The 20,676-nt window shown below is 71.7% G+C and carries 16 protein-coding genes; 6 read left to right on the forward strand and 10 right to left on the reverse strand.

Translation table 11 applies throughout. From position 1 onward, the window contains the following. Positions 1–80 precede the first annotated feature (80 nt). Positions 81–851: a sirohydrochlorin chelatase gene (locus tag GKS42_RS08545; RefSeq protein WP_354002704.1), complete on the forward strand. Its 771-nt coding sequence runs from the start codon at positions 81–83 to the stop codon at positions 849–851. A gap of 11 nt (positions 852–862) precedes the next feature. On the opposite strand, the gene GKS42_RS08550 is transcribed toward GKS42_RS08545, so the two are convergent. Together GKS42_RS08550 and GKS42_RS08555 are read right to left on the reverse strand one after the other, a co-directional pair. After that, positions 863–1,294, reverse strand: a complete 432-nt coding sequence (locus GKS42_RS08550) for a PPOX class F420-dependent oxidoreductase (RefSeq protein ID WP_154793436.1) — start codon at positions 1,292–1,294, stop codon at positions 863–865. A gap of 28 nt (positions 1,295–1,322) precedes the next feature. Further along, positions 1,323–1,859, reverse strand: coding sequence for a 2'-5' RNA ligase family protein (locus GKS42_RS08555; RefSeq protein ID WP_168217790.1), 537 nt, complete (start codon positions 1,857–1,859; stop codon positions 1,323–1,325). Positions 1,860–1,931: 72 nt separating this feature from the next. Here GKS42_RS08555 and GKS42_RS08560 point away from each other — a divergent pair, with 72 nt between their 5' ends. Both GKS42_RS08560 and GKS42_RS08565 read left to right on the forward strand, forming a co-directional pair. Further along, a complete protein-coding gene (locus tag GKS42_RS08560; protein ID WP_154793438.1) occupies positions 1,932–3,002 on the forward strand; it encodes an alpha/beta hydrolase in 1,071 nt (356 codons plus the stop codon). Next, positions 2,992–3,738 carry an esterase family protein gene (locus GKS42_RS08565; RefSeq protein WP_154793439.1) on the forward strand — a complete coding sequence of 249 codons (747 nt, stop codon included), beginning with the start codon at positions 2,992–2,994 and terminating at the stop codon, positions 3,736–3,738. The genes GKS42_RS08560 and GKS42_RS08565 overlap by 11 nt, the downstream gene beginning before the upstream one ends. A 9-nt stretch (positions 3,739–3,747) precedes the next feature. Here GKS42_RS08565 and GKS42_RS08570 read toward each other — a convergent pair whose 3' ends face one another. Continuing rightward, complete coding sequence (locus tag GKS42_RS08570; RefSeq protein WP_154793440.1) at positions 3,748–4,332, reverse strand: uridine kinase family protein; 585 nt, start codon at positions 4,330–4,332, stop codon at positions 3,748–3,750. A gap of 88 nt (positions 4,333–4,420) precedes the next feature. Between GKS42_RS08570 and GKS42_RS08575 the strand changes: the two genes are divergently transcribed. Together GKS42_RS08575 and GKS42_RS08580 are read left to right on the forward strand one after the other, a co-directional pair. Continuing rightward, positions 4,421–5,683, forward strand: coding sequence for an ATP-grasp domain-containing protein (locus tag GKS42_RS08575; protein WP_154793441.1), 1,263 nt, complete (start codon positions 4,421–4,423; stop codon positions 5,681–5,683). A 342-nt stretch (positions 5,684–6,025) separates the two neighbouring features. Next, positions 6,026–9,592 carry a hypothetical protein gene (locus GKS42_RS08580; RefSeq protein ID WP_154793442.1) on the forward strand — a complete coding sequence of 1,189 codons (3,567 nt, stop codon included), beginning with the start codon at positions 6,026–6,028 and terminating at the stop codon, positions 9,590–9,592. On the opposite strand, the gene GKS42_RS08585 is transcribed toward GKS42_RS08580, so the two are convergent. Both GKS42_RS08585 and GKS42_RS08590 read right to left on the reverse strand, forming a co-directional pair. Beyond that, complete coding sequence (locus GKS42_RS08585) at positions 9,538–11,895, reverse strand: glycoside hydrolase family 3 C-terminal domain-containing protein (RefSeq protein WP_154793443.1); 2,358 nt, start codon at positions 11,893–11,895, stop codon at positions 9,538–9,540. The genes GKS42_RS08580 and GKS42_RS08585 overlap by 55 nt on opposite strands. Before the next feature lie 73 nt (positions 11,896–11,968). Then, the gene (locus tag GKS42_RS08590) at positions 11,969–13,264 is read right to left on the reverse strand and encodes an alpha-L-fucosidase (RefSeq protein ID WP_154793444.1); all 1,296 of its coding nucleotides are present in this window, start codon (positions 13,262–13,264) and stop codon (positions 11,969–11,971) included. A gap of 97 nt (positions 13,265–13,361) precedes the next feature. Between GKS42_RS08590 and GKS42_RS08595 the strand changes: the two genes are divergently transcribed. Continuing rightward, entirely contained in the window at positions 13,362–14,294 is a 933-nt protein-coding gene (locus GKS42_RS08595; RefSeq protein ID WP_168217791.1) for a serine hydrolase domain-containing protein, read from the forward strand. Between the two features lie 67 nt (positions 14,295–14,361). On the opposite strand, the gene valS is transcribed toward GKS42_RS08595, so the two are convergent. Genes valS through GKS42_RS08620 form a run of 5 tightly spaced genes read right to left on the reverse strand, consistent with a single transcriptional unit; the run spans position 14,362 to position 20,649 of the window. Continuing rightward, positions 14,362–17,043 carry a valine--tRNA ligase gene (gene valS, locus GKS42_RS08600; protein WP_154793446.1) on the reverse strand — a complete coding sequence of 894 codons (2,682 nt, stop codon included), beginning with the start codon at positions 17,041–17,043 and terminating at the stop codon, positions 14,362–14,364. Between the two features lie 56 nt (positions 17,044–17,099). Then, positions 17,100–17,489, reverse strand: coding sequence for a VOC family protein (locus tag GKS42_RS08605; protein ID WP_154793447.1), 390 nt, complete (start codon positions 17,487–17,489; stop codon positions 17,100–17,102). 60 nt (positions 17,490–17,549) lie between these two features. Continuing rightward, positions 17,550–18,368 carry a carbohydrate ABC transporter permease gene (locus GKS42_RS08610; protein WP_154793448.1) on the reverse strand — a complete coding sequence of 273 codons (819 nt, stop codon included), beginning with the start codon at positions 18,366–18,368 and terminating at the stop codon, positions 17,550–17,552. Further along, the gene (locus GKS42_RS08615; protein WP_154793449.1) at positions 18,365–19,234 is read right to left on the reverse strand and encodes a carbohydrate ABC transporter permease; all 870 of its coding nucleotides are present in this window, start codon (positions 19,232–19,234) and stop codon (positions 18,365–18,367) included. The genes GKS42_RS08610 and GKS42_RS08615 overlap by 4 nt, the downstream gene beginning before the upstream one ends. 47 nt (positions 19,235–19,281) lie before the next feature. Next, entirely contained in the window at positions 19,282–20,649 is a 1,368-nt protein-coding gene (locus GKS42_RS08620; protein ID WP_154793450.1) for an extracellular solute-binding protein, read from the reverse strand. Between the last annotated feature and the right edge of the window lie 27 nt (positions 20,650–20,676).

Here is a 20,676-nt window from a genome sequence, read left to right on the forward strand (position 1 = left end):
GGCGCGGCGTGCGGAAGTCTTAACCGTCCCGAAACGGATCGGCACCCTCGGACGTAACAGCGCCCTCCTACCGTCGGGGCATGACAGCGATCCTCGCCGGTGCCCCGCACACCCGCCACGGCCGAGCACCGCTCACCCCTGCCACCCGGACGATGCCGGCGCTGCTCGCGTGCTCGCACGGCACCTCCTCGCCGGCGGGCCAGCGGGCCGTCGCCGGGCTCGTGCAGGCGGTCGCGGAGCGTCGTCCGGACGTGCCCGTGGCCGGCTCGTTCGTGGACGTCCAGCAGCCCGACGTTCCGACGTCGCTGACCGGGCTTGGCCGCGGAGCCGTGCGGATCGTGCCGCTGCTGCTCTCGGCCGGCTACCACGTGCACGTGGACCTCACCGAGGCCGCCGCCACGAACCCCGACACTCGCGTGATGCGCGCGCTCGGTCCGGATCCACGGCTCGTCCGCCAGCTCCAGCGCCGGCTCACCGAGGCCGGTCTGGCGCCGGGTGATGCGGTGGTGCTGGCGGCCGCCGGCTCCTCGGACGCGGGCGCCGTGGCCCACTGCGAACAGACCGGCGAGATGCTCGCCGCGGCGTTGCGCCGCGACGTCATCACCGGCTTCATCTCCGCGGCCGGGCCGCGCCTGGGGGACGCCGTGGCGACCGCGCGGGCCGGCCTGCGGTCCCGGGGCGACGGCGCAGGTCGCGTCGTCGTCTCGACGTACCTGCTCGCTCCGGGCTACTTCGCAGACCTCGCCGCGGGCTGCGGCGCCGACGTGGTCACCGCCCCGCTGCTCGTCGACGGCGAGCAGCCGCCGGCCGAGCTGGTGGACCTGGTGCTGGACCGGTACCTGGCCTGCTGAGGGCCGCCGCGTCAGCGGATCTTCGCCCCGTACACCCGCTCGACCTTCATCGTCATCAGCACCCGGCGGTCGGAGACCATGACCGCGCGGTACTCCGCCCAGTCCGGGTGCTCCCCGGCCGCGCGCCGGTAGTAGTCCACGAGCGCCTCGACCTCGGCTCCGTTCTGGTCGGTGCCGGGTCCGGTCAGGGTCACCGGGCCCTCGGCGGTCGCCCACTCCCAGCCGTCCGCACTGGTCACCTCGAGCGCGGCCCGGGGATCGCGGCGCAGGTTCACCGTCTTCGCACGGCCCTCGGTCATCGAGACGAGCAACTGCTCGGTGTCGCGGTCGTAGAACGGGGTCACCGGCGAGAGTTGGGGCAGGCCGTTCGCCTTGATCGTGGCGAGGACGCCGATCTTGGCGGCGGAGAGCACGGTGCGGGGATCGAACGTGGTGTCGGTCATGCTGCGTCGAACCCCGTCACGGGCACGGCTATTCCGGCCGGGCCGCTCCGAAGGTGAAACGGTCGCGCTCGAGCCACCGGACGCCGTCGAACTCGTGCAGGGCGAGCGCCGTGGCCGAGAACGTGACCGGCAGCGCGGCCGACACCTCGGCCGCCACCTCGGCGAGCACCTCCTCCGGCTGCTCGTGGGCGACCGTCAGGTGGGGGACCACCGTCTCGAACTCGCCGCCGTAGGGTTGTGCCTGCGGCCACCGGAGCGCGACCGCCTCGGTCAGCGCCCGGAACCGGTCCGCCGGTCGCGGATCCAGCCAGAGCGTGCGCGGGAACCGCGCCGTGCGGGCCAGCACCGCCTCGAACGGGGCGCTCGCGCGCGCGAGCGAGCGGACGCCGTCGAGGTCGTCGGCTCCGAGCTCATCGCGCGGCAGCCACGGGTAGAGCACCGTCACGTGGGCGGGCATCCCGAACTGCGCCGCGACGTCGAACCGGGAGCGCGGACCCGCGACCAGCGGTTCCGCCTCCGGAACCAGGACGGTCAGGCCCGTCGCGCCGAGGGGGAAGGGAGCCACCATCGGAGCATACGGACACCCCGTCCGCCCGAGCGAGGGGAACCAGGGGCGGCGGGCGGATAGTCTCGCCCTGTGCGCGACGACTCCATCTCCGAGACCGTCGGGGACGAGTTGTGCTTCCGCCTCGCCGACCCCGACGCCCGCTACCGGCGCGTCCGGGTGGACGCCGACCTCGGCACCACCGACGCACCCCGGGACCTGACCCGGACCGACGGCGTCTGGGAGCTGCGCATCCCGCGCCCCCCGCTCGGCCGGGTGGAGTACCAGTTCGAGGTCACCACCACACTCCTCGACCCGACCAACCCGCGCACCGCGCCGGGCGGCTTCGGCGACCGGTCCGTGCTCGAGCTGCCCGGCTACGCCGAGCCCGACTGGCTCGCCGCCGAACCCATCGCGAGCCGGCTCGCGGACGTTTCCTTCACCGACACCCCCGTCGGGGACATCGACGCCACGCTCTGGGTTCCGGAGCGGCTCGACCCCGACGAGCCCGCGCCGCTGCTGATCGCCCACGACGGGCCCGACTACAGCGCGATGGGGCACCTGACCGATTTCATCGGGGCCCAGATCGGCGCCGGACGCCTCGCGCCGCTGCGGGTGCTGCTGCTCGGTGCACCCGACCGGATGTCCTGGTACGCCGCCAGTGACGACTACGCCGACGCCCTCGTGCTGCACGTCCTGGACGCCGCGCGCGACCAGTGGCCCACGACCGCCACCATCGCCGCCGGGGTCAGCCTCGGCGCTCTCGCCGCGCTGCACGCCCAGTGGCGCCACCCCGGCACGTTCGACGGCCTGTTCCTGCAGTCCGGTTCGTTCTTCACGCCCGGCACCGACGCGCAGGAGTCGTGGTTCAGCAGGTTCGGCGACATCACCTCGTTCGTGGCCGAGGTCGCGGGAGCGCCGACAGCACAGTCGGCGAAGCCCGTACCCACCGTCACGCTCACCTGCGGCGCGACGGAGGAGAACGTCGTGAACAACCGGCTGATGGCCGCCCACCTGAGCCGGCTCGGCTGGGACGTGCGCTACGTCGAGACCGATGACCTGCACAACTTCGTCTCCTGGCGCGACGCCCTGGAACCGCACCTGGAACGGCTGCTGACCTCCGCCGTCGGGCACCCCGTGGCCGGAGGCCACGATGCGACGTGACCAGCTCGAGCTGGACGCACCCGGCCTGGACCGGCCCGGCACACTGATCCGGTACGGGCACTGGGGCCGCCCGGTCGTGGTGTTCCCCACGGAGCTCGGACGGGCCTGGGAGTACGAGGAGAACGGCATGGTCGGCGCGCTCGCGTCGCTGATCGACGACGGCCGGATCAAGCTCTACTGCGTGGACTCCTTCGACCACATGACCTGGTCGGACACCTCGATCTCGCACGAGGAGCGGGCCCGACGCTACCGGGACTACGAGCGCTGGGTGACCGACACGGTCGTGCCGGTGATCCGCGACGACTCCCCGGGCGCGGGTGATCTGATCACCACCGGCGCGAGCCTCGGCGCCTACCACGCCCTGCACCTGATGCTCGCGCGGGCGGACCTGTTCACGGTGGCGATCTGCCAGTCCGGCAACTACGACCCGTCGTTCTGGCGCACCTGGGGCGAGCGCGGTGACGACGCGTACTTCACGAACCCGATGGACTACCTGCGGGGTGCGGACGGTGACCACCTCGACTGGTTGCGCGCGCGGGTGTACCCCGTGCTGGTGGTGGGTCAGGGCGAGTTCGAGGTCGACCCGACCGGAGCGCTGCCCGCCACCCTCGCGATGGACCGGCTGCTCACGGGGAAGGGCATCGGCCACGAGCTGGACGTCTGGGGCCACGACGTGTCCCACCAGTGGCCATGGTGGCGCAAGCAGATCGCGCATCACCTGCCGCGGTTCTGCTGAGCAGCCCACTCAGTGGTCCAGATCGGCCCGGTAGCGCAGATCGGCCCGATCTGCGGGAGCGAATCCGGCCGCGAACTCGGCGTCGTTCGGCGCCCAGACCTCGGTCCAGAGCCGGTCATGGCGGCGCCCGAGCATCCGGTCGCGAGACATCCCGCGCCGAAGGGCATCCTTCGGGGCGGCCTCCACCCAGATCGTCAGCGAGAAGAGGTCCCGGAGGTCGGGATGGAAGATGCCGATCGCGTCGAGTACCAGGACGTTGCCGGCAGGCAGCGTGACTGGCTCGCCGAGTTGCCGACGGGACCAGTCGAACGGTCGGTACCGGATCGGGTGGTCGCCGCGCAGGTGCGGCCGGAGCACCTCCTCGCGCAGCCGATCCCGCTCGACGCCATCCCAGTCCGGTGATCGCCGGTGTGAGCGTGCAGGGTCCAGGAAGTCATCCCCACGCAAGCGGATCGCGCCGGGCAGTCGATCAACTAGGGCACGGGTGAGCGTGGACTTCCCCGCACCGGCATACCCGGAGATCCCGATGGCGACGCGGCCGGGTAGTGCGGCGATCCGCGCCGCGAGCGAGTCCTCATCGGCATGGACGACCACCTGGCGACCCTATCGCGGGGGCTGCGGCCGCGGCCGCGCCAACCGAGTAGGTTGCAGCCAGGCACGAACCCCACCTGCGGAGGACGCAATGGCCGACATCTCCCGGCACCTGATCGGCCTGCTGCTCGGGCAGGAGGAGGACTGGCCGCGTGCGTTCGAGGCGATCGTCTCCCGGCTCGGGCCGATCACCGACGGGGGCGGCCGCACTCACGAGATCACCACGAAGCGCCTCACCGTGGCACCGTTCGAGCTCACCGACCCGGTGGCCTCGGACCTCGTGATCGACCGGCTCGCGTACTGGTACTACGTGCCTCGGGAGTGGCTCAAGAAGGCCGCCCTGATGGACGGCACGTACCTGCTGAACTCGCCGTTCACGTTCCAGTCGATGGAGAAGCACAGCGCCTACTGCGCGATGCTGCGGCTCGGGCTGAACATCCCGCGCACCGTGCTGGTGCCGTACAAGAACCCGGTCGACAACGCCCGCTGGGCCTACACGTCGGCGAAGTACAACGAGCAGTTCGACCTCGAGGCGATCGCCGCGGACCTGGGCTACCCGCTGTACATGAAGCCGTTCGACGGCGGCGGCTGGCGAGGAGTCTCCCGCATCAGCAACCCGGAGGACCTGCGCACCGCGTACGACTCCTCCGGGCAGATGCTCATGCACCTGCAGGCGACCGTGGACTACGAGCACTTCGCCCGGGCCCTGTCGATCGGGCCGGAGACGATGGTGATGGACTTCCGCCCGGACCAACCCATGCACAACCGGTACGCCGTCACGCACGACTTCCTGTCGCCGTCGGCGGGGGACCAGGCGGTGACCATCTCCCGGCTGGTGAACGCGTTCTTCCGGTGGGAGTTCAACTCCGCGGAGATGCTCGTGACCGGGGACGAGGTGTACCCGATCGACTACGCGAACGCGTGCCCGGACGTGGCCGTGACGTCGCTGCACTACTACTTCCCGTGGGCGATCACGGCGCTGGTGCGCTGGAGCACGTACGCCCTGGTGACCGGGCGCCGGGTGTCGGTGGACACCGACACCGCGGCCTACTACGCGATCGCCGACGACCCCGAGCTGGACTACGCGGGCAGGCTCGCCGCATACCGCCGGCTCGCCGACGACCACTTCGAGACCGACCGCTACTGGGACTGGTGCGTGAAGCACCTGGCGGACCTGCCCGGCCGGGTCCTCGACTGGGTCACCTCACCCGACTTCGACCGCATGCTCGTCGACACCGTGCGCGCCACGTACCCGCCGCACGAGCACGAGCAGTTCCTCGGGCACTTCCGGGGACTGATCGGGCTGTGGACCTCCGACGAGCAGGCCCGGCTGGCGGGCGGCGCGGCCGGCTGAGCGCCGAGCCGGTCCGAGGACGACCCAAGCATCGCCGGGCCGCACGGCAGGAGACTGAACGCGTCGACGTGGGCGGGTCGCACCACGGTGAACTGACGTCGGTCGACGGTGGCGATCTCACTGACCCCGAGACGTTCCGCACGACCGAGGGCGTCGACGGTCCCCAGTGGCAGGTCCCGGTAGCGCGCGGCCGCTCCGCGAAAGCGCAAGCGCACCCCGAATCCCATCGATTTGGTGCGGCTCTAGACGTTCTTGCTCACGTGTGCGAAACTGCTTTCGCACCGACCCCGACCAGCGATTCCGGTCACCCGACGCTCACCGATGAGATCGAGGCCAGGCAACATGATGCGATACCGATCGGCGGCACTCGCCGCCATCCTCGCCCTGGCGGCCAGCGCCGTCACCGCCCTCGGCGCCACCGCGGCGCCGCTCCCTGCCGAACCCGCACCGGCGGCGACCGGGCAGGTCGTCGTCGGCGACTTCGAACCGGGCTCGCCGGACTGGGACGTGTACACGACCGGGGCGGCCAGCGGCGCGATCACCCTCGCCACCGAGGCCCCGGCCAGCGGAGCCGGGCACGGCCGGATCGAGGCCTCGGTGCCGACCGGCACCTTCGAGCTCGCCCGCTGGCCAGGTCAGATCGAGGCCACGGCGCTCGAGCTGCAGGTGCGCACCGCGGACGTCGACCTCGTCACCCTGCGGCTGCAGGACTCGACCGGCCAGGCGCACCAGCAGCGCGTCGCCGTCGAACCGGATGCCGAGGGTTGGCAGACCCTGCGCCTCGAGGACTTCACCTCGGGCGACGGCTACCTGCACTTCGGTGGCGCCGACGACGGCGTCTGGCACGGCCCACTGCGAGCGTTCTCGGTCATTCTGGACACCTGGTCGTTCCGGGAGGGCAGCACCGCGGGCACGCTCGACATCGATGCCGTCGTCGCCGAGGTCGACGTCGTGACCGCGCCGCTGGCGCTGCAGACGCTCGCCCGCGGAAACGTCTTCCACACCGGCGATGACGTCGCCGTCGCCTTCACGGGCGACGACGTCGTCGAACTGTCCTGGACCGTCCGCGACGCGCACGGCACCGTCGTCGACCAGGGCGCGGCGCCGGCCGCCGACCTGGAGGGAACGCTCCCCTTCGGCGTCACCGATCCCGGCTGGTACACGGCGGACGTCGTCGGGACCACGGCGGACGGCACCCGGTACCTGGTCGGTACCGACCTCGCGGTGCTCGAGCCGCTGCCGGCGGACTTCGTGCGCGACCCCCGCTTCGGCGTCGCCACCCACTACGGCCAGTCCTGGCCCCTGGAGACCGCCGCTCTGGTCGCCGATGCCGGATTCGGGCTCGCTCGGGACGAGGCCTACTGGGCCGGCCAGGAGACGACGCCCGGTCAGATCGTCTGGCAGGACAAGGTCGTGGCCTACCAGGACGAGTTCGAGGACCTCGGCCTCGGCCACTTCCGCGTGCTCAGCTACGGGAACCCGCTGTACTTCCCGGACGAGGCACCGACGACGCCCGAGGGTCGGGAGGCGTTCGCACGCTATGCCGTCGCCACCGTGGCCGAGCTGGGCGTCGAGGGCAACTACTTCGAGGTCTGGAACGAGTGGAACTGGCGCGACCTCGACGGGCCGGCGGCCGGCAGCGCGTCCCAGTACGTCGCGCTGCTGCAGGTGGTGCACGACGCGGTCAAGGCCGAGTACCCGGACGCGGTGCTGGTGGGCCCGGCGCTCGCACCGATGAACGACTGGCAGGACTGGTTCTCGGAGTTCGCCGACCTCGGTGGGCTCGAGTTGATCGATGCGGTGTCGACCCACCCCTACACGCACCCGAACGCCCCCGAGGGGTCGTCGCGGTTCCAGGGCCAGTACGGCGCGCTCCGCACGATCATGGGTGAGCACGGCCACGCCGACATGCCGCTGCTGCTGTCCGAGGTCGGCTGGCCGACGGCCGAGACCGCCGTCGGCGTCGACGAGGCGACCCAGGCGCGCCTGATGGTCCGTGGTCAGCTCACCGCCTTCGCTGACGGCGCGCAGAACTTCACCATCTACGACTTCATGGACGACGGCACCGACGCCGGTGAGGTCGAGCACCGGTTCGGGATCGTGCGCAACACCGACGACCCCCGCGGTGCCTGGGTGCCCAAGCCCGCCTACGTGACCAGTGCCGTCATGAACCGGATGCTCGCGGGCCTGCCCTTCGAGAGCTCCGGTGACCTCGGGGACGATGCGTGGGATGTCGTGTTCTCGGACGGGAACCGCACGGTCCACGCGGCGTGGGCCACCGTCCCGACGACGGCAGCGTTCGCTGCGACGGGTCCTGTCACCGTCACCGACGCCTACGGCGGCGCCGTCGAACTCGCTCCGGACAGCGACGGGCTGGTGCACGTGAGCCTCGACGAGGAGCCCATCTACGTCGAGGGTGCCGTCACCGCCGCCTCGGTCTCGGACGCCTACCGGTTCGACATCGAGCCCGAGGTCGCGGGAACCCCTGCGACCGGCCACGTCGTCGTCGACCGGACCGGACGGGCGGGCATCGAACTCGAGCTCGAGCCGGTCGGAGGCGACTCGGCGAGCGCGAGCGTCGGTGCCGGCCAGAGCGCGACGGTCGACGTCGCCTACCTGCCGCAGAGTTCCGGCGCCGAGCGCACCTACTCGGTGCTCGCACGGGTCGACGGCGTCGCGGTCGCGCTGCTGCGCACCACGGGCTCGCCCACGCCGGCACTCTCGATCACCGGTGTGCACGGCGTCGACTCCGACGGTCAGGTCCTGCGGCTGCAGGTGACGAACGCGACACCCACGGCGATCACGCTCGACGGCGTCGACGTGGCCGTCGGGGACGAGCGCACGCGGTTGGGTGACGGCGAGTCGGTGCCGGCGACGGGCACCGTCGTGCTGAGCGTCCCGATCGCGCCGACCGAGCCGACCGACTGGACCGCGACGGTCCTGACCATCACCGGCACGCCCGCCACGGCGTCAGGCACGCTGACGCCGCTCGGCGAGCCGGTGGCGGTGCCCGCGGTCGGGGTCGACGTCGACGGTGTCGCCGACCCGGCGGTGCTGGAACTGGCCGCGCAGGAGGTCGGGGTCGAGGAGGCTCCCGCGCTCCCCGGCTGGGAGGGCCCAGCGGACTCCTCGGCGTCGATCTGGCTGACCCATGACGACGAGAACCTCTACCTGACGCTTCGTGCCCAGGATGACGTCCACGCCCAGCCCAGCACCGGCGGCGACATCTGGCAGGGCGACAGCGTCCAGATCGGACTCGTCGCCGGAGCGCCCGGCGAGGACCCGGTACCGCAGGAGATCGGAGTCGCCCTCACCGATGCCGGCGAGGTGGTCGTGCACAGGTGGGCGCCCGCCGACGTCGCCGGCACGCCCGCCGGTGTGACCGCCGCCGTCGTCCGTGACGAGGGCGCCGCGACCACGACCTACGAGGTCGCGATCAGCTGGGCGGAGATCGGCATCGACCCGGCCGGGCGACTGCTGGCGAGCACGGTCGTCCTGAACGAGAACGACGGGTCCGGCCGGGAGGGCTGGCTGAGCTGGGGACTCGGGCTCGCCGAGACCAAGAACGTCTCGTTGTTCAACGCTCTCGTCCTCGCGGTGACCGACGAACCGCTGCCACCGGTGACGCTGCGGATCTCCGTCCGACCGCAGTGCTGGGGAGCCGAAGCGGTCATCGCCGTCCACGTCGTCAACACCTCGGAGGTCCCGCTCGACATCCGCATGACGACGGACTACGGCAGCCACAAGCTGACCGGTACCGCGCCCGGCGCGGCCGGCTACCACGGCTTCACGAGCGGAGCCGGGGCGGTCGACGCCGGATCGGTGACCGTCGCCGCGTACGCCTGGAACGACGGTCAGCCCGTGTACGAACGCTTCACGGTGGCGTACGAGGCGGTGACCTGCGCCTGAGGGCGGCTGCCGAACCGTTCGAGCAGGGCGTCGAGGTCGTCGACGGTGAAGGTGCCGCCCATCCCCATCAGCGGCACCTTCACCAGCGGCATCGCGGTCAGGAACGCGGCGGTCGCCGGCTCCGGACTGTCCGGGCCGAACATGGCCCCGAACTCGCCCATCGCCTCGAGCAGCGCAGGCCCGGCGGCGGGGTCGGCGACCCACTCGCCGATCGTCGAGTACGCGGTCAGGGGCACCGGGCGTACCGGGGCCTCGAGCGGAACGGTCGCGGTCAGCGGGAGGTCCCGCGAGGACGCACCGACCGAGATCTCGAGGGTCCCCGGCTCGACCGACCAGCCGCCGGTCACCGTGTCCCAGTGGCTGAGGTCGCGCCGGGTCAGGGCGAACTCCACCGTCCGGGACGCACCGGGCGCGAGCTCGAGCCGCGCGAAGGCCCGCAGTTCCCGCGGCGCCCGCGCGATCAGCGAGTCCGGCCGCCCGACGTACAGCTGCGGCACGGCGACGCCGGCCCGACCACCGGTGTTCGTGACGACTGCGGTGACCACGACCACGCCGTCGCCCGCGCCGGTGCGCTCCGTGACCGGGGTGGCCTCGACGGTGAGGTCGGAGTAGGCGAACGTGGTGTACGTCAGGCCGTGCCCGAACGGGTACGACACCGGCGCCGACGTCGCGTCAAGCCCCCGGTAGCCGATGAAGATGCCCTCGCCGTAGCGCACCACCCCGTGCTCACCCGGGAAGTTCAGCTGTGCGGGCACGTCCGTCAGCCGCTCCGGCATCGACTCCGCGAGGCGGCCCGACGGCGCGGCGTCGCCGAGGATGAGGTCGACGGCGGCGCTCCCGCCCGCCTGACCACCGAGCCAGAGCTCGAGGATCGCGTCGGCCCGCTCCTGCCAGTCGGCGACCGTCACGGCGGACCCGTTCGCCAGCAGCACGACCGTCCGCTCGGCCACGGCCGCCACCTCCGCCAGCAGCAGCGTGTGGCTGCTGGGCAGGTCCAGGTGCGCGCGGTCGTAGCCCTCGGACTCGTCGATCGCGGGCAGGCCGAGGAACAGCACCGCGGTCCTGCCGGTGGCCAGCTCGACCGCCTCGCGGCGCAGCTCGCTGTCGCTGCGCTCCTGCCCGACGGCGCCCGCGGCCTCCGCGAGCGGGTACCCCGGGGCGAAGGGCACGTCGAGGCCCCGCTCGCGCAGGGCGTCGAGCGTGCTGACCAGCCGGGTCGGGTTCACCTGCGAGGAGCCGGCGCCCTGGTAGCGCGGCGTGCGCGCCAGCTCACCGATCACGACGGCGGTCGAGGCGAAGGTCTCGCGATCCAGCGGGAGCACGCCGCCCTCGTTCTTCAGCAGCACCGCAGCCCGGGTCGCGGCCTCATGGGCGAGCGCGTGGTTCGCCTCGAGGTCCGTGGTGCCCGGCTCGGCGAGCGCGGCCCGGGACCGCGCGATCAGGGCGAGCACCCGCGTGACGGCGCGGTCGAGGTCCGCCTCGTCGAGCGCGCCGGAGCGCACCGCCTCGACCACCCGGGCGTCGTTGATCCCGTCGGAGGCGGGCATCTCCAGGTCCAGGCCCGCGGCCACCCCGGCGACCCGGTCGTCCACGGCGCCCCAGTCGGAGACGACGAGCCCCTCGAAGCCCCACTCGGTGCGCAGCACGTCGGTGAGCAACCACGGGTCCTGTGAGGCGTAGGTGCCGTTGATCCTGTTGTAGGAGCACATCACGGTCCAGGGCTCGGCCCGGGTGACGACCTTCTCGAACGCGGGCAGGTAGATCTCCCGGAGGGTGCGCTCGTCGACCTCCGCCGAGACCCGCATCCGGTCGGTCTCCTGGTTGTTCGCGGCGAAGTGCTTGAGCGAGGTGCCCACACCCTTGGACTGGATGCCCTGCACCAGCGGCGTCGCGAGCTCGCCGGCGAGGTGGGGGTCCTCGGCGAAGTACTCGAAATTGCGCCCACAGAGCGGGCTGCGCTTCATGTTGATACCGGGACCGAGGAGCACGGCCACCCCGTTCGCGCGGGTCTCCTCGCCGAGCACCTCCCCGACCCGCCGGAGCAGGTCGGGGTCCCAGGAGGAGCCGAGCCCCGCGGCGGACGGGAAGCACGTGGCCGGCACCGACTCGTTCAGCCCGAGGTGATCCGTCGCCCCCGCCTGCTTACGCAGCCCGTGCGGACCGTCCGTGAGCATCACCGCCGGAACGCCGAGCCGCTCGACGGCCTGGGTGTGCCAGAAGTCCGAGCCGGACAGCAGCGAGGCCTTCTCCTCGAGGGTGAGCTCGGCGAGGAGGCGGGGAATGTCGGAAGCGGTGACGCCCATGTCTGCGGATCCTTCGGATGGGAGGTGGCCGGCGGAAGCGAGGGAGCGGGTGCCGTCGGGCCCGGACTCAGCCCTACGCCGTCGGGCCCAGGAAGAGCTCCACGACGGGAACCGCCACGTCCGGGCGCCGCACCGGAAGGGTCAGGGTCAACGTGCCGGGCGCCGGCCCGTCCGGGGTGGTGTTCCACCCGGCCTGGTCCGGGTCGACCTCGGAGTAGGCGACCTCGGAGGCGTCGTGCAGGAACTGCGCGTAGGTCACCTTGCCGGCGAGCCCGGGCAGCTGCACGTGCCCGAACGGCCACGTGAACAGGTGCAGGTAGAGCCGGTCCCCGGCGCGGGTGTAGCGGGCATCCGGCGGGGGCGTGAGGTCGGTGGCCCCGGCCCCGCGGATCGAGCGGGCGTGCGGGTCCATCCAGGCGCCGATCCCGGCCAGCGACTCGATGGCGCGCGGGTCCAGGTCGCCGCGGCCGGTCGGCCCGACGTTCAGGAGCAGGTTGCCGTCCTTGGCGACGCCGTCGATGAGCATCCGGACGAGCAGGTCCGGCGACTTGTAGTCGTCGTTGTCCCGGTCGTACCCCCAGGACCCGTTCAGGGTCTGGCACGCCTCCCAGACCACCGGCACGCCGTCACGCTCCATCGGGCCGTCCGGCTGGTACTGCTCGGGGGTGATGAGGTCCCCGGGGATGCCGAGGCGGTCGTTGACGATGATGCCGGGCTGCAGCTCGCGCACCATGGCGAGCAGGTTCTCTGAGTCCCAGTCCGCGGCGCCCTTGCCGGGCAGGTCCGCGTGGTGGTCGCGACCATCGGGGTAGGAGAAGTCGAAGAACAGGTAGTCGATCTGCCCGTATTCGGTGAGCAGTTCGCGGACCTGGCCGTGCAGGTACTCGCGGTAGCGCGCCATGTCCCGGCCGGCGTTCTGCTCGGCGATGTCCGCGTCGTCGCGGCGTGGGTGCAGGGCGTCGATGGTGAAGTCCGGGTGGTGCCAGTCGATCAGCGAGTGGTAGAACCCGACCCGCAGCCCTTCGGCCCGGACCGCCTCGACGAACTCGGCGACGGCGTCCCGACCGAACGGCGTGTTCGTCGCCTTGTAGTCGGTGAGGGCGGAGTCCCACAGGCAGAAGCCCTCGTGGTGCTTCGTGGTGAGCACGACGTACTCCATGCCCGCCGCCTTCGCCGCCTGCGCCCAGGCGCGCGGGTCGTACCGGTCCGCCTCGAAGTGGGTCGCGTACCGCTCGTAGTCGGCAAGAGGGGTGAACTCTCGGCTCATCACCCACTCGTGCCGGGCGGCCAGGGAGTACAGGCCCCAGTGGACGAACATGCCGAACCGGGCGTGGGTCAGCCACGCGTGCGCAGGATTCACGGGCGCCATTCAACCCGATCCTGCGTGCCCGCGCTACGAGCTGGCGGTGCTACGGCGCAACGGCCCGATCAGGATGACCCGCTCGAGGTCCTGGGAGGATGGCGGCATGGACACCGAGGGGGTCGCCCGCCGGATGGACCACCTGATGGCCGCCGGGCACGTCCGGGCGCTCGCGGTCGGCATCGTCGCAGATGACGAGGGGCAGGTCAGCTGCCGAGGTGGTGTCGACGGCCGGGCCGTGACCGCGCGGACCTCGTTCTACGCCGCCTCGGTGACCAAGCAGGTCATCGGGCTGCTGCTCGCGCGGGCGGTCGTGGCCGGGGCCGCCGACATCGGCGATCCCGTGCGCCGCTGGCTACCGGAACTGCCCGACTGGGTCGAGCCGGTCCGGCTACGTCATCTCGTCCACCACACGTCGGACCTCCCGGATGTCACCGACCCGACCCGCTCGGTCCCGACCGGCAACGCCGAGGTCATCGAACGCCTCCAGGCGTGGACGCCGGTACAGCCGCCCGAACCCGGTGTGCGCTACGCCTACAACAACACCGGCTACGTGCTCCTGGCCGAGGTGGTGGGCCGGATGTCGGGCCGGCCGGTCGACGAACTGGCGGCGGCCGAACTGTTCCGGCCGCTCGCGCTGCGGGAGACCAGGCTCGGCGGACCCGCCGTCCGGGTCCCCGGGGCGCCGGACCCACCGGGCACGATCGGAGACGGCGGCCTGTGGACCTCGGTCACGGACCTGACCACCTGGCTGGATGCCTGCAACCGGGACCGCCTCGGGGAGCGTGCCCAGCGCATGGCCGAGACACCGGGCGGGCCCGACGCCGGGAGCGGATCCGGGTACGCCTGGGGTGTTCGCGTGAGCGCCCGACCGTACGGCGCCCTGGTCACCCATGGTGGCTCCTGGGGTGGCTGGCAGGCGAAGACGGTCCGGGTCCCGGCGCGCCGGATCGCCGTTGCCGTCCTCAGCGTGGGTGCCCCCGAACAGGCCATCAGTGACCTCGGCACCGACCTCGCGCAAACCCTCGCAACCGGGTAGTCGGCCACACGAGCGCGCGGTCCTGCGGCGCAACGGCCGCCACAGGACCGCACCCTCGCGAGCGGGACTACTGCTTCGGTTCGGCGGGCAGGAGCTCTCCGGCGACGGTGACGCCGGCCGTGCCATCGCCAGCCGCGAGGGTGAGGTCCCCGGCCACGCCACCCGCGGCGCGCAGGTCCGTCAGCACGGCCAGCACCCGGTCGTGGTTCGCCCGGTCCAGGGTCAGTTCGGCCGAGGCGAACTTCGTCCGCTGCGAGACCTTGGCCTCGGACTTCACCTTGCGCAGCGCGGCCAGGGCGGTGCCGGCCACGGCGACCAGCTCGGGGTCGCCGTCGCCGGCGGCCTCGCGCAGCACCTCGGAGGTGGGCCAGGCGGCGCGGTGCACCGAGCCCTCCCGCCACCAGGACCAGACCTCCTCGGTGGCGTACGGCAGCACCGGGGCGAACAGGCGCAGGATCGTGTCCAGGGCGAGCGAGAGCGCGGCCCGGGCCGAGGCCACCGCGGCCGGGTCCAGGCCCTCACGACCGTAGGCGCGGTCCTTGACGAGCTCGAGGTAGTCGTCGCAGAACGTCCAGAAGAACGTCTCCGTCACCTCCAGCGCCTGGGTGTGGTCGTAGGCGTCCAGTGCCCCCGTGGCGGTGTCCACCACGTCGGCGAGGCCGCGCAGGATGGCCCGGTCGATCGGCTCGGTCACGGCGTCCGGATCGAGCCGGACGGGGGCGTCCCCGGCGAACGAGAGCGCGAACTTCGAGGCGTTCAGCACCTTGATCGCGAGCCGTCGCCCGATCTTGATCTGGGTCGGCCGCTGCGGGTCGAACGAGGCGTCCGTGCCGAGGCGGGCCGAGGCAGCCCAGTACCGGACCGCGTCCGAACCGTGCTCCTCGAGCATCGCGAGCGGGGTCACCACGTTGCCCTTGGACTTGGACATCTTCTTGCGGTCCGGGTCCAGGATCCACCCGGAGATGGCGGCGTGCGCCCACGGCAGGGCGCCGTGCTCCAGGTGTGAGCGCACGATCGTGGAGAACAGCCAGGTGCGGATGATGTCCTGCCCCTGCGCGCGCAGGTCCATCGGGAACACCCGCGAGAACAGGTCCGAATCCACCAGCCACCCGCCGGCGATCTGCGGGGTCAGCGAGGACGTCGCCCAGGTGTCCATGATGTCCGGGTCGGCCACGAATCCGCCCGGGACGCCGCGCTGGTCCTCGGTGAACCCGTGCGGCACGTGCGAGGACGGGTCGATCGGCAGGCTGGTCTCGTCCGGGACGATCGGGTGGGCGTGGTCGATCTCGCCGTCCGCCGTCACCGGGTACCAGAGCGGGATCGCCACGCCGAAGAAGCGCTGACGGGAGATCAGCCAGTCGCCGTTCAGTCCGCCGACCCAGTTCGCGTACCGGACGGCCATGAACTCGGGATGGAAGTCGAGCTCGTCGCCGCGGGCGAGCAGCTCGGCGCGCAGGTCGCGGCCCGGGGTCTCACGGCCGCCGTTGCGGATGTACCACTGTCGGGACGTGACGATCTCGAGGGGCTTGTCACCCTTCTCGTAGAAGTTCGCCTTGCGCTGGGTGGCCACCGGCTCGCCGAGCAGGTCGCCGCTCTCACGCAAGGCGTCGACGACGGCGGTGCGGGCCGAGAACGTCGTCTTGCCGGCGATCTCGGCGTACGTCGTGCGCCCGGCGTCCGTGGTCAACCAGTCCGGGGTCTCCCGCAGCAGCCGCCCGTCCCGGGCGATCACCGAACGGGTGGGCAGCTGGAGCTCGCGCCACCAGGTGACGTCGGTGAGGTCGCCGAACGTGCAGCACATCGCGATGCCGGCGCCCTTGTCGGGCTCCGCCAGCGGGTGTGCGAGCACCGGCAGCTCCACCCCGAACAGCGGGGACGAGACGGTCGTGCCGAACAGGTGGGCGTACCGCTCGTCGTCCGGGTGCGCGATCAGCGCCACACAGGCCGGGAGCAGCTCGGGGCGGGTGGTCTCGATGACCACACCCTCGCCGTCGGCCGTGTGGAAGGTGATCTTGTGGAAGTGGCCGGGATAGTCACGGGCCTCGAGTTCGGCCTGGGCGACCGCGGTCTGGAACGTGACGTCCCACAGCCCGGGTGCCTCGGCCTGGTAGGCCTCGCCGCGGGCCAGGTTGCGCAGGAACGCGGTCTGCGCCACCTGCTGGGCCCGGTCGCCGATGGTCTGGTAGTGCTGGGACCAGTCCACGCTGAGGCCGAGGTAGCGCCACAGGTGCTCGAACTGGCGCTCGTCCTCGGCCGTGAGCCGCTGGCACAGTTCCACGAAGTTGCGCCGGGAGATGGGCTGCTGGTCCGCGGCCTTCACGGACTTCCCGTCGCCGCCGTCGTGCGGGGGCGTGAAGTCCTCGACGTACGGCAGCGACGGGTCGCAGCGCACGCCGTAGTAGTTCTGCACCCGGCGCTCGGTGGGCAGGCCGTTGTCGTCCCAGCCCATCGGGTAGAACACCTCGCGCCCGCGCATCCGCTGGAACCGGGCCACCACGTCGGTGTGCGTGTAGGAGAACACGTGCCCGACGTGCAGCGAGCCGGACACCGTGGGCGGCGGGGTGTCGATGGAGTACACCTGCTCGCGGGTGGCGCTGCGGTCGAAGGCGTAGGTCCGTTCCTGCGCCCAGGTCGCGCCCCAGCGCTCCTCCAGACCCTCCAGGGAGGGCTTGTCCGGTACCTGCGCGACCGGGCGGATGGCCTCGGTCGGGGCGGGTGCGGGACGGGTGGAGGATGCGCTGGAAGTCATGGTTCTAGATCATCCCAGATCGCCGGGGTGTGGCCGAACCGATCTGGGTGGCGCCCTCACCCGGCCGGCGCCGCCGTCTCCCAGAGCCCCACCAGGTTGCCCTCGGAGTCGGTGAAGTAGGCGGTGAAGCCCATCTCACCGACCGGCTGCTTGCCGATCACGACGGCTCCACCCGCGGCGGTCACCTTCGCCAGCGTGGACTCGATGTCCGGGGTGTCGATCGTGATCACTGGCGCTTCGATCGGTGCCTCGCGCTGCATCATGCCGCCACCGATGTAGCCGGGCTCCGTTGGGCCCCGTTCGGGCGAGCTCGGCCCGGTGGTGACGACCGAGTAGTCGAAACCGGGCATCGCATCGATCTGCCAGCCGAAGATGTCGCGGTAGAAGCCGCGGGCCCGGTCGCCGTCGTCGAACGGGACCTCGAAGTGCACCACTCGACCGGTCATGGAACTCACCTCCACGTAGAGGCCGCGCCGCTCGCGGCCGCGAGTTCCAGGCTACGTCCGCTACTCCCGCACGGCACCCTCGAGCATGCCCCGGATGAAGGACCGCTGCGCGAACAGGTACAGGATCACCACCGGCAGGGCCACCAGCACCGCGGCGGCGGCGAGCAGCGCGGTGGCCTGCACGTGCTGCCCCTTGAAGATCGCCAGCGCGAGCGGGGCCGTGCGGAACTCCCCGTTCGGGCTCATCACCAGCGGGATCAGGAACTCGTTCCAGGTCCACATGAACGCCAGCACGGTCAGCGTCATGACCGCGGGCCGGCCGATCGGCACGAGGATCGACCACAGCACGCGGCGCGGGCTCGCGCCGTCGAGGGTGGCCGCCTCGATCAGCGACGGCGGACTGGTCCGGAAGTACGCGCGCATCCAGTAGGTGCCGAACGCGATGGACTGGGCGATCTGCGGGAGCGCCACGGCCCACAGCGTGTTCGTCAGGCCGAGGTCGCGCAGGTCGTAGAACAGCGGCACCACGATCGCCTCGGTCGGCACCATGATGCCCAGCAGGAACAGGTAGAACAGCGCCCGCGAGCCGGCGAACCTCATCGTGCCGAACGCGAACCCGGACAGGATGGACGCGACCACGGCCACCGACACCACGGTCACCGACACCAGCAGCGACGTGCGCAGGTACCGCGAGAACTCGCCCTCGGTCCAGGCGTCGACGAAGTTCTCCGGGTGCAGCCCGAGGATCCCGGGTGCGGCTGCGGCGGACTGCGGCGAGAGCGCCGCGGCCAGCACGGTGACGATCGGGGCGAGCGCGAACGCCGCGAACACGATCAGGATCAGGTAGTTCAGGGCGCGTTCGGTGCCGGAGGTGATCATCCCTGGCGCCCCTCGGCGATCCGGTTCACGATCACGTTGAGCACGAAGATGATCGCGGTCAGGGCGACGGCGATCGCGGCCGCCGAGCCCACCGCGCCCTCCCGGAAGGCCCGCTGGAACACCTCGTAGGCGGGCACCGTGGTGGAGTTGCCCGGGCCGCCGCCGGTGGTCACGTAGACGAGGTCGAACGTCTTCAGCGCGGCCACGATCGTGAGGGTCAGCGCCACCGCGATCTCCCCGCGCACGCTCGGCAGCGTGATCGCGAAGAACTCCCGGATCGCCCCGGCACCGTCGAGGCGGGCCGCCTCGAACAGTTCCCGCGGCACCCGCCCCATCCCGGCCAGCAGCAGCACGGTCACGAGCCCGGTCTGCACCCAGGTGCCGACGATCCCCACCGCCGGCAGGGTCCACGTGTAGTCACCCAGCCAGGTCCGGGTCAGCGCATCCAGCCCGACGGCGCGCAGCGCGGTGTTGAGGCCGCCGTCGGGTGCGTAGATCTGACGCCACGCGACCGCCACGACCACCATGGCCAGGACCTGCGGCAGGAACACCACCGTCCGGAACAGGCCGAGACCGCGCACCTGCGCCCGGTTCAGGATCGCCGCGACCACCAGGCCGAGCACCAGCGGCAACACGCTGAAGAAGAGGATCAGCACGAGGGCGTGCCCGAACGCGGCCCGGAGCACCTCGTCGGTGAACAGTTCCACGTAGTTGTCGAACCCGACGAACTCCGACGCCCCGAGCCCGTCCCATTCGAACAGCGAGAACTGCACGGACCGGATCAGCGGGTAGATCAGGAACCCGCCGAACAGCAGCAGGGCTGGGGCCAGGTACAGGTACGGCAGGTAGCGGCGCTGGTGCCTCATCGTGCGCCCGTGGTCCGTGCCCGGCCCGTCGCGTCGTGCACCCTCGCTCAGCCTTCGGCGACGAACGCGCTGTAGTCGTCCTCCAGGACCTGCGTGAACTGTGCCGGATCCGTCTGGGCGGCGATCAGGTCCTGCAGTGCCGCGCCGATCGTGTCACCCATGGTCGGGGTCGCCCAGTCCAGGTACGGGAGCAGATGCCCGTTCTCGCTGACGTCCCCGAACGCCGCGAAGATGTCCGCGTTCACCCCGGACTCCGGGGCGAGCTCGGCGGTCCGGTTCACCGGCATGTTGCCGGTCTCGGCGAGGACGGCCATAGCGTCGTCGCTGGTGATGAAGTCGATGTACCCGGCCGCGGCGTCCGCGTTCGGGCTCTGCGCCGTGACGGCGAACGGGAGCCCCGTCGCACCGGTGGTGGCGCGCTGTCCGCCGGCCTCCGCGGGCGGCGGTGCCATGAAGCCGACGTCCTCGCCCATGGCCGCCTCGAGGTCCGCGGCGAGCCAGGAACCACCGATCAGGAACGTGCCGGTGCCCTCACCGAAGGAGGCCCAGGCGGCGTCGTAGTCGGTGCCGTTCGGACCCTCGTTGAAGTAGCCGGACTCCACCCAGCCCTGCAGCTCGGCGGCCGCGGCCTCATTCTCGGGGGTGAGCCAGGAGGCACCCGCGTTGCCCTGCCCGAGCGCGGCGATCTGGTCCGCGGGCACGTGCTGACCCTGGATCGGGCCGAACACGTGCACGGCCGGCCAGCCGTCCAGGTTGCCGAGCTGGATCGGCACCTGACCGGCGGCCTGCGCGCTCGCCAGCGCGGCGGTGAAGTCCGCCCAGGTGCCGCCCGTCAGCGCCGCCTCGTCGATGCCCGCGGCGCTCAGCGCGGCCCGGGAGTAGAAGATCCCGACGATCTCACCGACCTGCGGCAGCCCGTAGATGTTGCCCTCGCCGAACGTGACGCCGTCCGCGGAGTAGGTCGAGGCCGCCAGCACGGACTCCGAGTACCGGTCGGTCCAGCCGTACGCGTCCGCGTACGGGGTCAGGTCGAGCAGCAGGTCGGCGCCGACGAACGCGCCCATGGTGCCGCGGGAGTTGTTGGCCTGCACCACGTCCGGGGCGTCGTCCCCGGTGAGGGCGCCGCGCAGGGTCGTCTCGAGGTCGTCGAAGGACTGCGAGAGCCGGTCGATGGTGATGTTCGGGTAGGCGTCCATGAACGCCTCGTTCAACTGCGTCATCTGCTCGTCCTGGCCGCCGCGGGTCTCCTGGTCCCACACGGTCAGCGTGATGTCCCCGAGGGCGGCGAGATCCGTCGAGATCTCCCGGTCCTCGGACGACGGGGGATCCTCCGAGCCCGAGCCGGGAGCGCAGGCGGCGAGCAGCACGCCGGCGGCGAGCACCGCCGTCGAGATCTTCAAAGCATTGCGGTTCATGATCGTCCTTGTGTTTCGGGGGGATGG

The sequence above is a fragment of the Occultella kanbiaonis genome (genome assembly GCF_009708215.1).
In the GTDB taxonomy this organism is placed as follows: domain Bacteria; phylum Actinomycetota; class Actinomycetes; order Actinomycetales; family Beutenbergiaceae; genus Occultella; species Occultella kanbiaonis.

What these genes read in the sequence shown, in the direction of transcription:
- GKS42_RS08550 (WP_154793436.1), bottom strand. Translation starts at nt 1,294, where the DNA reads ATGACCGACACCACGTTCGATCCCCGCACCGTGCTCTCCGCCGCCAAG.
- GKS42_RS08595 (WP_168217791.1), top strand. Translation starts at nt 13,362, where the DNA reads ATGGACACCGAGGGGGTCGCCCGCCGGATGGACCACCTGATGGCCGCC.
- GKS42_RS08615 (WP_154793449.1), bottom strand. Translation starts at nt 19,234, where the DNA reads ATGAGGCACCAGCGCCGCTACCTGCCGTACCTGTACCTGGCCCCAGCC.
- valS (WP_154793446.1), bottom strand. Translation starts at nt 17,043, where the DNA reads ATGACTTCCAGCGCATCCTCCACCCGTCCCGCACCCGCCCCGACCGAG.
- GKS42_RS08620 (WP_154793450.1), bottom strand. Translation starts at nt 20,649, where the DNA reads ATGAACCGCAATGCTTTGAAGATCTCGACGGCGGTGCTCGCCGCCGGC.
- GKS42_RS08610 (WP_154793448.1), bottom strand. Translation starts at nt 18,368, where the DNA reads ATGATCACCTCCGGCACCGAACGCGCCCTGAACTACCTGATCCTGATC.
- GKS42_RS08575 (WP_154793441.1), top strand. Translation starts at nt 4,421, where the DNA reads ATGGCCGACATCTCCCGGCACCTGATCGGCCTGCTGCTCGGGCAGGAG.
- GKS42_RS08565 (WP_154793439.1), top strand. Translation starts at nt 2,992, where the DNA reads ATGCGACGTGACCAGCTCGAGCTGGACGCACCCGGCCTGGACCGGCCC.
- GKS42_RS08605 (WP_154793447.1), bottom strand. Translation starts at nt 17,489, where the DNA reads ATGACCGGTCGAGTGGTGCACTTCGAGGTCCCGTTCGACGACGGCGAC.
- GKS42_RS08545 (WP_354002704.1), top strand. Translation starts at nt 81, where the DNA reads ATGACAGCGATCCTCGCCGGTGCCCCGCACACCCGCCACGGCCGAGCA.
- GKS42_RS08580 (WP_154793442.1), top strand. Translation starts at nt 6,026, where the DNA reads ATGATGCGATACCGATCGGCGGCACTCGCCGCCATCCTCGCCCTGGCG.
- GKS42_RS08585 (WP_154793443.1), bottom strand. Translation starts at nt 11,895, where the DNA reads ATGGGCGTCACCGCTTCCGACATTCCCCGCCTCCTCGCCGAGCTCACC.
- GKS42_RS08590 (WP_154793444.1), bottom strand. Translation starts at nt 13,264, where the DNA reads ATGGCGCCCGTGAATCCTGCGCACGCGTGGCTGACCCACGCCCGGTTC.